The following is a 13,346-nucleotide window of genomic DNA, read 5'->3' on the forward strand; positions in this document are numbered from 1 at the left end:
ATATGGCTAAAGAATCAATGAAAGCCCGTGAAGTAAAAAGGGCTAAGCTGGTTGCCAAGTATGCTGAGAAACGCGCGAAGTTAATAGCCGAAGGCGATTACATCGGTTTGCAGAAGCTTCCTAAGAATGCATCACCTGTGCGTATGCACAATCGTTGCAAACTCACCGGACGTCCAAAAGGTTATATGCGCCAGTTTGGGCTCAGCCGTATCACATTCCGCGAAATGGCTTCGGCCGGCTTGATTCCCGGAGTGAGAAAAGCAAGTTGGTAATTTATTTTTTTTATTAATTATAAGTGTTAAATATTGTCCCGACCAGTCGGGATCAATTTAATCTTACTGAAATGACAGATCCAATAGCAGATTTTCTGACCCGAGTCAGAAATGCCATCATGGCCCGACACAAAGTTGTCGAGATTCCCGCTTCCAATCTGAAAAAGGAGATCACCAAGATCCTCTTTGACAAAGGTTACATCCTGAACTACAAGTTCATTGATGATAACAAGCAGGGAGTTATTAAAATTGCTTTGAAATATGATGCAGCGTCGAAAGCACCTGCCATCAAAGCATTAAAACGAATCAGTACCCCCGGTTTGCGAAAATACACCGGCTACCGTACCCTACCCCGTGTTTTGAACGGGTTGGGTGTGGCCATCTTGTCAACCTCAAAAGGATTGATGACCGACAAGGAAGCTCGTGTACAGCAAGTAGGTGGTGAAGTATTGTGTTACGTATATTAATCAAAGGAGGATAAAACTATGTCAAGGATTGGAAAATTACCTATCTCAGTACCCTCCGGCGTCAACGTAACCATCAAAGAGAACGTGGTAACCGTAAAGGGTCCCAAAGGCGAATTGTCACAAAACATTCATCCAGATATCAATGTTTCGGTTGAAGGAAATGTGCTGACAGTAACCCGTCCGAGTGACGAAAAAGATCACCGTTCCATGCACGGTCTTTACCGCGCATTGTTGAGCAATATGGTGATTGGTGTTTCACAAGGATTTACACAAAAGATGGAGCTGGTGGGTGTAGGTTATCGTGCCGCCTCAGCAGGCCAGATTTTGGAATTGTCTTTGGGCTATTCACACCCCATTCACATACAATTACCTACCGAAGTAAAGGTAGAGGCTGTGACTGACAAAAAGAGTAACCCGATTATTACATTGGAAAGTGCCGATAAACAGCTGTTGGGACAGGTTTGCGCTAAGATTCGTTCATTGCGTAAGCCCGAGCCATACAAAGGAAAAGGTATTCGCTTTGTGGGTGAGGTTGTTCGCAGAAAAGCTGGTAAATCTGCAAAAGTTTAATGTTTAAAATTTGAGTTATGTCTTTTTCTAAAATAGAACGCAGATTAAAAATCAAGCTTCGTATCCGCAAGAATCTTGCGGGTACGACCGAAAAACCCCGTTTGTCGGTCTATCGAAGCAACAAACAAATTTCTGTTCAGGTGATTGATGATGCTACCGGTCGTACGTTGGTGTCTGCATCTTCATTATGTAAATCAATTGCTGGTCAGCAAGGAAATAAAACCGAGAAAGCAGGCATGGTAGGCAAGTTGATTGCCGAAAAAGCTATGAGTGCCGGCATTACTACGGTGGTTTTCGATCGTAACGGATATTTGTATCACGGGAGAGTTAAACAATTAGCAGAGTCAGCTCGCGAGGCCGGGCTTAAATTCTAACGACTATGGCAGGAGATATTAAACGTGTAAAAACCAATAACGACCTGGAATTGAAAGACAGGTTGGTGGCCATTAACCGTGTTACCAAGGTAACAAAAGGGGGTAGGACTTTTACCTTCTCTGCCATTGTGGTAGTTGGTAATGAAAATGGCGTTGTGGGCTGGGGTCTTGGTAAAGCAGGCGAAGTAACGGCTGCGATTGCTAAAGGCGTAGAGGCTGCAAAGAAGAACTTGATTAACGTACCCATTCACAAAGGGACAATTCCTCATGATCAGGAAGCTCGATTTGGTGGATCATTTGTATTTATGAAGCCGGCCGCTCACGGTACCGGACTGACAGCAGGGGGTGCGATGCGTGCCGTGTTGGAAAGTGCCGGTGTTACAGACGTGTTGGCTAAATCAAAAGGATCATCAAACCCACACAACTTGGTGAAAGCGACCATCAATGCTTTGGCCGAATTGCGTGATCCGCTTCAGGTTGCGATTCACCGAGGTGTATCAGTGGATAAAGTGTTTAACGGTTAAAACAATCATCATGGCAACAATTAAAGTTACACAGATTAAGAGTAAAATCGGTGCTACCAAACGTCAGAAAGCGACGTTAGAGGCATTGGGCCTGAAGAAAGTGAATGCAACTGTTGAGCACGAAGCTACTGCCTGTATTATGGGTATGGTAGATAAAGTGAACCACCTGGTTGCTGTAGTAAAGTAATTTGGGATAAACCAATTAGCGAATAGAAACAATGGAATTAAATAAATTAAAACCAGCATGCGGTTCTGTTCATTCAGAAAAACGCATCGGCCGCGGACAGGGGTCGGGTCACGGTGGCACGTCAACGCGTGGTCACAAAGGGGCTAAATCACGTTCAGGCTATTCAAAAAAGATTGGTTTCGAAGGAGGTCAAATGCCTTTGCAACGTCGTCTTCCCAAGTTCGGTTTTAACAACATTAACCGCAAAGAGTACAAAGCCATTAATATTGATGTTCTTCAGACATTGGCCGAAAGCAAAGGTGTTTCGGTGATTGACCCTGAAGTGTTGTATCAATCAGGTTTGGTAAGCCGTAACGACAAGGTGAAAATCTTGGGCGATGGCGCTTTGTCAGCTAAGTTAGAAGTAAAAGCACATGCTTTCTCTAAATCGGCTCAAACTGCAATTGAAGCAGTGAGTGGAACCGTTGTAAAACTGTAATGGAATGAGGAAACTTGTTGAAACCATTCGGAATATATGGAAAATTGAGGATCTGAAAGCCCGGATCCTCACCACTTTAGGTTTGTTGCTTGTATACAGGCTCGGATCTTTTGTGGTTCTACCAGGTATTATCCCATCAGCATTGATAGATTCAAATCTTCAATCGCAAACCAATGATGGGGTAATGGGGCTATTGGACATGTTTTCAGGGGGTGCGTTTTCTAACGCATCCATTTTTGCATTGGGAATCATGCCCTATATCTCCGCATCGATTGTGGTGCAGTTGATGGGGATTGCTGTTCCTTACTTTCAGCGTTTGCAACGCGAGGGGGAGAGTGGCCATCGTAAAATCAACCAAATCACACGTTATTTGACCGTTGTCATTTTAATTCTTCAAGGCTTTGCGTATTTAGCTAACCTGAAAGCACAGGTGCCAGCTGCTGCATTTGCTGTTGACCCGAGCAGTTTCATGTTCAAGTTGACATCGATTGTGTTAATGGCAGCAGGGACCATGTTTGTGATGTGGGTTGGTGAACGCATCACCGATCGAGGTATTGGAAATGGCATTTCATTGATCATCATGGTGGGTATTATTGCACGTTTGCCGCATTCCGCTGTCGCTGAGTTTGCTTCGCGTACAGGTTTAGGTGCCTCAAACGGTGGCCCAGTGATGTTATTGATTGAATTGGTTATTTTATTCTTCGTTTTTGCAGGTACCATTTTGCTGGTACAGGGAACGCGTCGCATTCCGGTTCAGTATGCCAAGCGCATTGTAGGAAATAAACAGTATGGAGGTGTTCGTCAGTACATTCCTTTAAAAGTGAATGCTGCAGGTGTAATGCCAATCATTTTTGCACAGGCAATCATGTTTATTCCTATTACTGTGGCAGGTTTTGTTGACAGTGAAAGTGCAACCGGTTTTGCTGCCGTATTCGGCAATTTCGAAGGCTTTTGGTATAACTTTACGTTTGCAGTATTGATTATTGTCTTTACCTATTTTTATACTGCTATTACCATTAATCCTACACAAATGGCTGAAGATATGAAACGTAACGGAGGCTTTATTCCCGGCATTAAACCAGGACGTAAGACCGTTGAGTTTATTGATTCAGTGATGTCGAAGATTACTTTACCGGGATCAGTTTTCCTGGCTATTGTAGCTATTCTTCCGGCATTTGCGATGATGGCTGGTGTGGAGAGTTCATTTGCACAGTTCTATGGGGGTACTTCATTGTTGATCCTTGTGGGTGTTGTATTGGATACTTTGCAACAGGTTGAGAGTCATTTGTTGATGAGACATTATGACGGATTAATGAAATCGGGACGTATTAAAGGACGTACCGGTGGTGGTGCAGCTGTATATTAAAAGAGGGGTAGGAACGATATGATTTATCTGAAGACTGACGAAGAAATAGCATTTTTACGGGAGAGTAATCTTTTAGTTGGCAAGACCTTAGGGGAGTTAGCTAAGATGATAAAGCCCGGAGTTTCGACGTTAGAACTTGATAGAATAGCAGAAGCATTTATCAGAGATCATGGGGCAATCCCTGGTTTTTTACATTATCAGGGATTCCCCAATACTTTGTGTACATCGGTCAATGACCAGGTCGTTCATGGAATTCCCAACAAACAGCCATTGAAAGAGGGCGATGTAGTGTCGATAGATTGTGGCGTTTTGTTGAACGGATTTTATGGTGATTCAGCGTATACTTTTGAAGTTGGTGAAGTGTCTGAAGATATCAAACAATTGCTGCGAGTAACACGAGAGTCTCTATATCAGGGGATTTCGAAAGCAGTTGCAGGGAGTCGTTTGGGTGATTTAGGACATGCGATTCAAAGTTATACCGAGTCATATGGTTATTCGGTCGTTCGAGAAATGGTTGGTCATGGTGTTGGAAGGCACTTACACGAAGCGCCAGAAGTACCCAATTATGGTCGACCCGGAAATGGTGTTAAGTTGGCAGAAGGAATGGTCATCGCTATTGAGCCCATGATTAATATGGGAAAGCGAAACATCGTGCAGGAAAAAGATGGATGGACTATTCGAACTGTTGACCGAAAACCATCGGCTCATTTCGAACATACCGTGGCAATCCGAAAGGGGGATGCTGAAATTTTGTCGAGTTTTGAATTTATTGAAGAAGTGTTATCTTTGCAGTCTCAAAAATAAAAGGTTAACCATTATATGGCTAAGCAATCCTCTATAGAACAAGATGGTACCATCGTGGAAGCGTTATCTAATGCGATGTTTCGCGTAGAATTGGAGAACGGACACGTGATTACGGCTCACATTTCCGGGAAAATGCGAATGCATTACATCAAGATTTTGCCCGGTGATAGGGTGAAAGTGGAAATGTCACCTTATGATTTAACAAAAGGTAGAATTAGTTACAGGTATAAATAAAAAACCTCATAACGATGAAAGTTAGAGCATCAATTAAGAAACGCAGTGCCGACTGTAAAATTGTACGCAGAAAAGGGCGCTTGTATGTGATTAACAAGAAAAATCCCAAGTATAAACAACGTCAAGGATAAATTTTAACAAATTATGGCACGAATTGTCGGAGTTGATTTACCCGTCAACAAAAGAGGCGAAATTGCATTGACCTATATCTATGGTATTGGAAGAAGCAGAGCCAATAAAATATTAGAACAGGCAGGTGTTGACCGAAATGTTAAGGTGAAAGAGTGGAACGATACCCAACTGGGAGCGATCCGTGAGATCATTGGTACTATTAGAGTTGAAGGCGAATTGCGTTCAGAAGTACAGCTTAACATCAAACGGTTGATGGACATCGGTTGTTACCGTGGGATCCGTCACCGCCTAGGATTACCTCTCCGTGGTCAGTCGACCAAAAATAATGCTCGTACCCGAAAAGGTAAGAAGAAAACTGTTGCAAACAAGAAAAAGGCTACTAAATAATAATTGAAATGGCAAAGAAACCAGTAACTCAAAAGAAAAAAGTAGTAAAAGTTGAAGCGTTGGGTCAAGCACACATTCACTCATCGTTCAATAACATTATTATTTCCTTGTGCAACGGGAATGGTCAGGTTATCAGCTGGTCAAGTGCCGGTAAAATGGGATTTAAAGGTTCAAAAAAGAACACTCCATATGCCGCACAAACAGCAGCAGCCGACTGCGCAAAAGTAGCATTTGATCTTGGCTTGCGTAAGGTTAAGGTATATGTGAAAGGGCCGGGCAATGGTCGTGAATCAGCGATTCGTTCTATTCACGGGGCAGGTATTGAAGTAACCGAGATTGTAGATGTTACTCCACTTCCGCACAACGGATGTCGTCCTCCCAAAAGAAGAAGAGTTTAATTTTTCACTAGTTATTAACCATAAATTTTTAGGTTTTGAGTTTTGGATTATGAAATGATTATAATTAACCACCTCTCTATAATCACGCGGCCTTCATATTCATAATTGAGAATCAAAAATTAGGAAAGCAAAAATTTAGAAGAATGGCTAGATACATAGGCCCAAAAACTAAGATTGCCCGTAAATTCGGCGAAGCGATTTACGGATCAGATCGTTATTTTGAAAAAAAGAATTACCCTCCGGGACAACATGGATTGAACCGTCGCAAGAAAACCAGCGAATACGGTTTACAGTTGAAGGAGAAGCAAAAAGCCAAATATACTTACGGTGTGCTTGAGCGTCAATTTGCGAATTTGTTCGTAAAAGCTCGTCGCCTTCAAGGTGTAACCGGTGAATTGTTGTTGATTTTGTTGGAATCACGTTTGGATAACGTGGTATTCCGCTTGGGGATTGCTCCCACACGTGCAGCTGCTCGTCAGTTGGTGTCGCACCGTCACATTGTTGTAGACGGCGAAGTGGTGAACATTCCTTCATATTCAGTGAAACCAGGTCAGGTGATTGGCGTTCGTGAGAAGTCAAAATCACTGGAGGTGATCACTGCTGCCACCAGCAATTCATCAGCACACAAATATTCTTGGTTAGAGTGGGATAACCACAGCAAAACCGGAAAATTCCTGAACGCTCCTGAAAGATCAGAAATTCCTGAAAATATCAAAGAACAGTTGATCGTTGAATTGTACTCTAAATAATTGATTCTTATGGCAATATTAGCATTCCAAAAACCCGACAAAGTAATTTTGCTGGAGTCTGATGACAAATTCGGCAAGTTCGAATTCCGTCCATTGGAGCCAGGATATGGTATCACCGTTGGAAATGCCTTAAGAAGAATATTGTTATCTTCACTCGAGGGGTACGCGATTACGACCATGAAAATTGAGGGTGTTGATCATGAATTCAGCAGCATCCCCGGTGTGATTGATGATGTCACCGAAATTATTTTGAATCTGAAACAAACGCGATTTAAGCGTGTCAGTGAAGAGATGGATTCGGAGAAGATTACCATCAGTGTTTCCGGACAAGAGGCTTTGAAGGCGGGTGATTTGAATCAGTATTTAACCGGGTTTAAAGTATTGAATCCTGAGCTGATTATCGCTCGTATGAATCCTGAGGCACATCTGAATATGACAATCACCATCAATAAAGGTCGAGGTTATGTTCCAGCCGACGAAAATCGTTCGGTGGATAGTGAACTAGGAGTGATTGCCATTGACTCAATTTTCACACCCATCCGTAATGTGAAATTTGCGATTGAGAACTATCGTGTAGAGCAAAAGACTGACTATGAAAAGTTGGTTCTTGAAATCAATACCGATGGGTCTATCAATCCTAAGGACGCATTGAAGGAAGCAGCAAAGATTTTAATTTATCACTTCATGTTGTTCTCTGACGAAAAGATTACACTCGATTCGGACGAGAAATTCGGAAATGAGGAATTTGACGAGGAAGTACTGCATATGCGTCAGATGTTGAAAACCAAATTGGTTGACATGGACTTGTCGGTACGCGCCTTGAACTGCCTCAAAGCAGCGGATGTAGAAACATTGGGTGATTTGGTATCCTTTAATCGTAACGATTTATTAAAGTTCAGAAACTTTGGTAAGAAATCGCTGACCGAGTTGGAAGACTTGTTGGTGAACCTGAACCTGAGTTTTGGAATGGATATCAGTAAGTATAAATTAGATAAGGAATAATTGCAATGAGACATAGAAAGAAAATAAACCATTTGGGCCGTACATGTACTCACCGCAAAGCTTTGATGTCGAACATGGCCGCCTCGTTGATTTTGCACAAGCGAATCACGACGACCGTAGCCAAGGCAAAAGCGCTTCGGAAGTATGTTGAGCCTTTGATTACAAAGACCAAGAACCTCTCGACCGTAGAGGAAAAAACCAACGCACAGCGTGTTGTGTTTAGCTATCTTCAAAACAAATTTGCCGTGAAGGAATTGTTTACAGAAGTAGCAGAGAAAGTTGCTGATCGTCCCGGCGGTTACACACGTATTTTGAAAACAGGAGCCCGTCAGGGTGACGCTGCTGAAATGTGTTTGATCGAATTGGTTGATTACAACGAGAACATGTTGGGTGGTGCAAAGGCCAGCGAAGAGAAAAAGAAAACTCGTCGTAGCCGCACTGCAAAAAAAGCAGAGAGTGCTGCCTCTGACAATTCAGCATCAGCTGAAGCGTAATGACACCTAAAAATGCGATGTCCATCGTATTTTAGATAACTGTAAGCATCGAAGGGGGATAAAGATTCAATACTTTATCCCTTTTTTTTGAAATAGGATATTCCATCATAACATAAACAATTCAATATTATGGGACAAATTGTAAATGTACATGCTCGCGAGATTTTGGATTCTCGTGGTAACCCCACTATCGAAGTGGAAGTAACCCTGGAAAGTGGTTTTGTTGGACGTGCTGCTGTACCTAGCGGTGCATCAACCGGTGAAAACGAAGCGCTTGAGTTGCGCGATGGTGACAAAGGTCGCTATTTGGGTAAAGGCGTTTTGAAAGCCGTTGAAAACGTGAACAAAGTGATTGCTCCTGCTATCATTGGCATGAGCTGTCTCGACCAGGTGGGCGTGGACAAGAAAATGTTGGCAATGGATGGTACCAAAACTAAAAGCAAGTTGGGTGCTAACGCCATTTTGGGTGTTTCATTGGCAACAGCTCGTGCTGCTGCCGAGTATTTGCAAATTCCTTTGTATCGTTACATCGGAGGTACCAATGCTAAAACATTGCCCGTACCTATGATGAACATCATCAACGGAGGTTCACACTCAGATGCGCCTATCGCATTCCAAGAGTTCATGATCCGTCCTGTAGGTGCCAAGAGTTTCCGTGAAGGTTTGCGTATGGGTGCTGAAGTATTCCACAGCCTTAAGAAAGTATTGCACGATCGTAACCTGAGCACTGCAGTTGGTGACGAAGGTGGTTTTGCACCTGCGTTGGATGGTACCGAGGATGCATTGAACAGCATTATTGAAGCGATTAAAAAAGCCGGTTACAAACCCGGACGTGCTTCAGAAGGTGGTGATGTATCTATCGCTTTGGACTGTGCTGCTTCTGAATTCTTCAAGGATGGTATTTATGACTATTCTAAATTTGAAGGTCCTAACGGCAAAAAATTGACCATCGATCAGCAAGTTGATTTCATGGCTGAGTTGGTTGCCAAATATCCTATCGATTCAATCGAAGACGGTTTCTCTGAAAACGATTGGGATGGTTGGGTGAAAGTAACTCAGCGTTTGGGTGACAAAGTTCAGTTGGTAGGTGACGATTTGTTCGTAACCAACGTTGATTACCTGAAAAAAGGTATCGAACTGGGAGCCGGTAACTCAATTTTGATTAAAGTAAACCAAATTGGTACTTTGACCGAAACATTGGATGCCATTGAAATGGCTCACCGCGCAGGTTACACTTCAGTGACTTCTCACCGTTCGGGTGAAACTGAAGATTCAACCATTGCCGACATTGCCGTTGCCACCAACAGTGGTCAAATCAAAACCGGTTCATTGAGCCGTTCTGACAGGATGGCTAAATACAACCAATTGCTCCGCATTGAAGAGCAACTGGGTGACCAAGCCATTTATGGTTACAAAAAAGTGTTGAAGAAGTAATTCTCCATCCAGATAACAAAAAGGCTGTTCTCATTGAGAATGGCCTTTTTTTATTTGCAGATAAACAATCTTCCTTTGCAGGTGTTGTAGTACATTACCAATGGCATCATGCCACGAGTTAAACCCCGCAAAAAGAAGTATTATGAACGATATCAAAGAGCGGCTCATTCAGATAGGACGCCCCAAAGCCAATGAACTCAAGCAACTGATAAAGGAGCACGGCGATCATGTGATACAGCAAGTCACGCTGGGACAAGTGTTGATGGGCATGAAGGGGGTGGTGTCGTTGATGACCTGTACGTCGAAACTCGATCCGGAGGAAGGAATCCGTTTCAGAGGGTTTTCCATTCCTGAATTACGCGATAAGCTGCCAAAATTGAACGATGATGGTGAGCCCTTGCCCGAGGGGTTGTTTTACCTGATGTTGCTGGGTGAATTGCCCGGGAAGGATGATGTGATGCACCTTCGCAAGGAGTGGGCTGATCGATCGCAGGGCATTCCGGGGCATGTGTTTGATGTGATCAATGCGTTGCCCAAAAGTGCCCATCCGATGATTCAGTTCAATACCGCCATCCTGGCCATGTCCACCCAGTCGCATTTTCGCAAGGCCTATATGGCAGGGATGGACAAACAGGATTATTGGGATCCGATGTACGAGGGGGTGATGGATCTGATTAGCCGATTGCCGGTGATTGCCGCATACATCTATCGCCGGGTGTTTCACAATGAGAAGTACATCGACATTGACCCGTCGCTCGACTGGGCCGGCAATTTGGCGCACATGATGGGCTTTGATAGTGAAGAGGTAAAGCGTTTGATGCGTTTATATATGGTCATTCATGCCGATCATGAGGGGGGCAACGTATCGGCACATGCCACGCATTTGGTGGGTTCGGCATTGTCGAATCCCTATTACAGTTTTTCGGCCGGGATGAATGGTTTGGCAGGGCCGTTGCACGGAATGGCCAATCAGGAAGTGATGGTGTGGATTCAGGGGATGTTGAAGACGTTGGGCAGTGAAGCGCCATCGGCAGCACAAGTAGAAGCCTATGCGCGTGAAACGCTTTCGTCAGGGCGGGTGATTCCGGGATATGGCCATGCTGTGTTACGAAAGACCGATCCCCGTTTCACGGTTCAGCTCGATTTTGCCAACAAATACATCCCTGATGCGCCATTGATACAAGTGGTCAAAACCATATACGATGTGGTGCCAAAGGTGCTGGGCGAAACCGGCAAGGTGAAAAACCCCTGGCCTAATGTCGATGCCATTTCGGGGGCATTGCTCGAGAGTTACGGCATTAAAGAATATCCCGTTTATACCATGTTGTTTGGCGTGTCGCGTGCCTTGGGCGTGTTGTCGCAACTGGTGTGGGATCGCATTTACGGGTTGCCCATTGAGCGACCATCGTCGCAAAATTTTGAATGGTTCAAGAATCAGGTGCGATGATGGGGAGTGGTATGTTATTTTGTATTATTTCACAGAGTCGGATTAAACGCTGAGGCGCGAAGGCGCTGAGTTGGTTTGATGAATAGATTGCGTTTAAATATGAAAGCAGATAACTCAGCATTTAATCATCGTCCTCTACTTAACGAACTAAGAACTGACGCTGAGCTGCAGTGAGATAAGATGAGAACCAGTGAGGAGAAGAAGCCTCAGTGTCACTCGGTAAAAGAGTTATATCGTAGTTTTCAATGAACACGGAGGCACAGGGACACAGAGTTTTATTTTTGATGTATTAAATCATCTTGATGAAGCTTTACTCCCCCTTGTTCAAATAAAAAATCAGATAACTCAAAAGAGTTATATAGTAGGCACCGAGGCACCGAGTTTTTCGACACGTGGAAATAAAAATATCACGTGTGAAGTTTGGGCAAACCACGTGTGTAGTTTGGCAAAACCACGCGTGTAGTTGGACAAAACCACACGTGAAGTTTGGAAAGAACACGCGTGTTTTTTATCAGGATGCTACCAGGGGGTGAATGATGGCCTGTTGAATGGTCATTTGAATAAAAAAGCTGATTTTTGCGCTCATCAAACCGGATAAGGACGTTCTGGACATACAATGAGGATGGCATGCGTGAATTTTTGGATATAAAGGTCGATGACCCGGCACTGGTCAGGGTGTTGTTGGTCAATGAAACGGAGCGGCATGCGTGGGCGATGCTGTTGGAGACGTTGCCCGGCAATGGGTTGGAGTATCCGGGTGGAGCATCGTTGCACTGTTTGGCGGCTTTCGGGTGCATTGGTCGGGTGGGGGGCGATTTGCATGCGGTGCAACAGTTTCGTCAACAGCATCGCGACTGGCTCACCGGTTACATTGGTTACGATTATAAAAACAAGTTGGAGGCGCTTTCGTCAACCGGCCACGATGGGGTGGACTTTGACGATTTGTGCTGGGTGCAGCCCCGTTATTTGATTTTGCAACACGATCGGGGTTGGCAATTGGGATACCACACGGCACACGATGACGAGGCGTCGGCCCGGCTCTGGTGGCAGGGGGTGATGGCGCAGCAGCCTGTGACGTCTGTCGTATCTGCGCCGGTGGCGCTCGTTGGTCGCATCGATCGGCAGGCTTATTTGGATGCGGTGGCGGCCATCAAAGCGCACATTGCCCGCGGCGATATTTACGAAATGAATTATTGTACCGAGTTTTCGACCCAGGGGGTGAGCCTGAATGTGGCCGATGTGTATTTGCGGCTCACCGAGGCATCGCCCATGCCTTTTTCGGCGTTGCTGAAGGATGGGGAGCGGGTGCTCGTGTGCGCCTCGCCCGAGCGATTCCTGCAGGTGCGCGCCGGCAAGGTCATCAGTCAGCCCATTAAAGGAACCGTGCGTCGCGGCGTGGATGCGGGCGAAGATGCGTTGTTGTCGCAGGCCTTGAAGGCCGATTCCAAGGAGCGGGCCGAAAACGTGATGATTGCCGACCTGGTGCGCAACGACTTGTCGCGCGTGGCCCGGCGGGGAAGCGTGCAGGTGGAGGAGTTATGCGGGGTGTATGCCTTTCGTCAGTTGCACCAGATGATTACCACCGTCACGGCCACCCTGACGCCTGGAAAAACGTGGGCTGATGCCGTGGCAGCATCCTTTCCACCCGGGTCGATGACGGGTGCGCCCAAGGTGCGAGCCATGCAGCTTATCGACCGGTACGAGCCTTTCAGACGTGGACTTTATTCGGGGGCTGTGGGGTATGTGACCCCTGAAGGCGATTGCGACCTGAACGTGGTGATTCGATCCATTCAATACAACGCTGCCACCGGTTACGCGTCGTACATCACCGGGAGCGCCATCACGCATCTTTGCGACCCGGCCCGGGAGTACGACGAGTGTCTGCTCAAGGGGCGAGCCATGCGCGAGGTGCTGGCCGGAAAATGAAAAAGGGTGTCTGGAAAAGAAAAATTAAACGCAAAGACACCGAGACGCAAAGTAATCATTGTTGTTTTTGACTTTGCAACTCTGCATCTCTGCGTTTTGAT

General features: G+C 45.1%; 19 protein-coding genes. All 19 read left to right on the forward strand.

All coding sequences use genetic code 11. From position 1 onward, the window contains the following. The first annotated feature begins 2 nt into the window (after positions 1 to 2). The 19 genes from rpsN (at position 3) to LX69_RS09935 (ending at position 13,245) form a co-directional block, all read left to right on the forward strand. Positions 3 to 272: a 30S ribosomal protein S14 gene (gene rpsN / locus LX69_RS09845; protein WP_111445863.1), complete on the forward strand. Its 270-nt coding sequence runs from the start codon at positions 3 to 5 to the stop codon at positions 270 to 272. A 71-nt stretch (positions 273 to 343) separates the two neighbouring features. Then, positions 344 to 739, forward strand: coding sequence for a 30S ribosomal protein S8 (gene rpsH, locus LX69_RS09850; protein ID WP_111445864.1), 396 nt, complete (start codon positions 344 to 346; stop codon positions 737 to 739). Between the two features lie 18 nt (positions 740 to 757). Further along, on the forward strand, positions 758 to 1,309 hold the full coding sequence (rplF, locus tag LX69_RS09855) for a 50S ribosomal protein L6 (protein WP_111445865.1): 552 nt from the start codon (positions 758 to 760) through the stop codon (positions 1,307 to 1,309). A 17-nt stretch (positions 1,310 to 1,326) separates the two neighbouring features. Further along, positions 1,327 to 1,683: a 50S ribosomal protein L18 gene (gene rplR / locus LX69_RS09860; protein WP_111445866.1), complete on the forward strand. Its 357-nt coding sequence runs from the start codon at positions 1,327 to 1,329 to the stop codon at positions 1,681 to 1,683. A gap of 5 nt (positions 1,684 to 1,688) precedes the next feature. Then, the gene (rpsE, locus tag LX69_RS09865) at positions 1,689 to 2,207 is read left to right on the forward strand and encodes a 30S ribosomal protein S5 (RefSeq protein ID WP_111445867.1); all 519 of its coding nucleotides are present in this window, start codon (positions 1,689 to 1,691) and stop codon (positions 2,205 to 2,207) included. Between the two features lie 10 nt (positions 2,208 to 2,217). Then, positions 2,218 to 2,394, forward strand: coding sequence for a 50S ribosomal protein L30 (rpmD, locus tag LX69_RS09870; RefSeq protein ID WP_111445868.1), 177 nt, complete (start codon positions 2,218 to 2,220; stop codon positions 2,392 to 2,394). Between the two features lie 31 nt (positions 2,395 to 2,425). Further along, on the forward strand, positions 2,426 to 2,872 hold the full coding sequence (gene rplO, locus LX69_RS09875; RefSeq protein ID WP_111445869.1) for a 50S ribosomal protein L15: 447 nt from the start codon (positions 2,426 to 2,428) through the stop codon (positions 2,870 to 2,872). Between the two features lie 4 nt (positions 2,873 to 2,876). Beyond that, positions 2,877 to 4,238, forward strand: a complete 1,362-nt coding sequence (gene secY / locus LX69_RS09880; protein ID WP_111445870.1) for a preprotein translocase subunit SecY — start codon at positions 2,877 to 2,879, stop codon at positions 4,236 to 4,238. Between the two features lie 18 nt (positions 4,239 to 4,256). Further along, positions 4,257 to 5,042, forward strand: a complete 786-nt coding sequence (gene map / locus LX69_RS09885; protein WP_111445871.1) for a type I methionyl aminopeptidase — start codon at positions 4,257 to 4,259, stop codon at positions 5,040 to 5,042. A 15-nt stretch (positions 5,043 to 5,057) separates the two neighbouring features. Further along, positions 5,058 to 5,276, forward strand: a complete 219-nt coding sequence (gene infA / locus LX69_RS09890) for a translation initiation factor IF-1 (protein ID WP_111445872.1) — start codon at positions 5,058 to 5,060, stop codon at positions 5,274 to 5,276. 14 nt (positions 5,277 to 5,290) lie between these two features. Continuing rightward, on the forward strand, positions 5,291 to 5,407 hold the full coding sequence (gene ykgO, locus LX69_RS09895) for a type B 50S ribosomal protein L36 (RefSeq protein WP_111445873.1): 117 nt from the start codon (positions 5,291 to 5,293) through the stop codon (positions 5,405 to 5,407). A gap of 13 nt (positions 5,408 to 5,420) precedes the next feature. Next, complete coding sequence (rpsM, locus tag LX69_RS09900) at positions 5,421 to 5,795, forward strand: 30S ribosomal protein S13 (protein ID WP_221621333.1); 375 nt, start codon at positions 5,421 to 5,423, stop codon at positions 5,793 to 5,795. Between the two features lie 8 nt (positions 5,796 to 5,803). Further along, a complete protein-coding gene (rpsK, locus tag LX69_RS09905; protein WP_111445875.1) occupies positions 5,804 to 6,193 on the forward strand; it encodes a 30S ribosomal protein S11 in 390 nt (129 codons plus the stop codon). 143 nt (positions 6,194 to 6,336) lie between these two features. Continuing rightward, on the forward strand, positions 6,337 to 6,942 hold the full coding sequence (gene rpsD / locus LX69_RS09910) for a 30S ribosomal protein S4 (RefSeq protein WP_111445876.1): 606 nt from the start codon (positions 6,337 to 6,339) through the stop codon (positions 6,940 to 6,942). Positions 6,943 to 6,951: 9 nt separating this feature from the next. Then, positions 6,952 to 7,944, forward strand: a complete 993-nt coding sequence (locus LX69_RS09915) for a DNA-directed RNA polymerase subunit alpha (protein WP_111445877.1) — start codon at positions 6,952 to 6,954, stop codon at positions 7,942 to 7,944. Between the two features lie 5 nt (positions 7,945 to 7,949). Further along, entirely contained in the window at positions 7,950 to 8,438 is a 489-nt protein-coding gene (rplQ, locus tag LX69_RS09920; RefSeq protein ID WP_111445878.1) for a 50S ribosomal protein L17, read from the forward strand. 129 nt (positions 8,439 to 8,567) lie between these two features. Further along, positions 8,568 to 9,872: a phosphopyruvate hydratase gene (gene eno / locus LX69_RS09925; protein WP_111445879.1), complete on the forward strand. Its 1,305-nt coding sequence runs from the start codon at positions 8,568 to 8,570 to the stop codon at positions 9,870 to 9,872. Between the two features lie 142 nt (positions 9,873 to 10,014). Next, the gene (locus LX69_RS09930) at positions 10,015 to 11,319 is read left to right on the forward strand and encodes a citrate (Si)-synthase (RefSeq protein ID WP_111445880.1); all 1,305 of its coding nucleotides are present in this window, start codon (positions 10,015 to 10,017) and stop codon (positions 11,317 to 11,319) included. Between the two features lie 627 nt (positions 11,320 to 11,946). Then, on the forward strand, positions 11,947 to 13,245 hold the full coding sequence (locus LX69_RS09935) for an anthranilate synthase component I family protein (RefSeq protein WP_111445881.1): 1,299 nt from the start codon (positions 11,947 to 11,949) through the stop codon (positions 13,243 to 13,245). Positions 13,246 to 13,346: the final 101 nt, after the last annotated feature.

The sequence above is a fragment of the Breznakibacter xylanolyticus genome (assembly GCF_003254275.1).
Classification (GTDB): Bacteria; Bacteroidota; Bacteroidia; order Bacteroidales; family Marinilabiliaceae; genus Breznakibacter; species Breznakibacter xylanolyticus.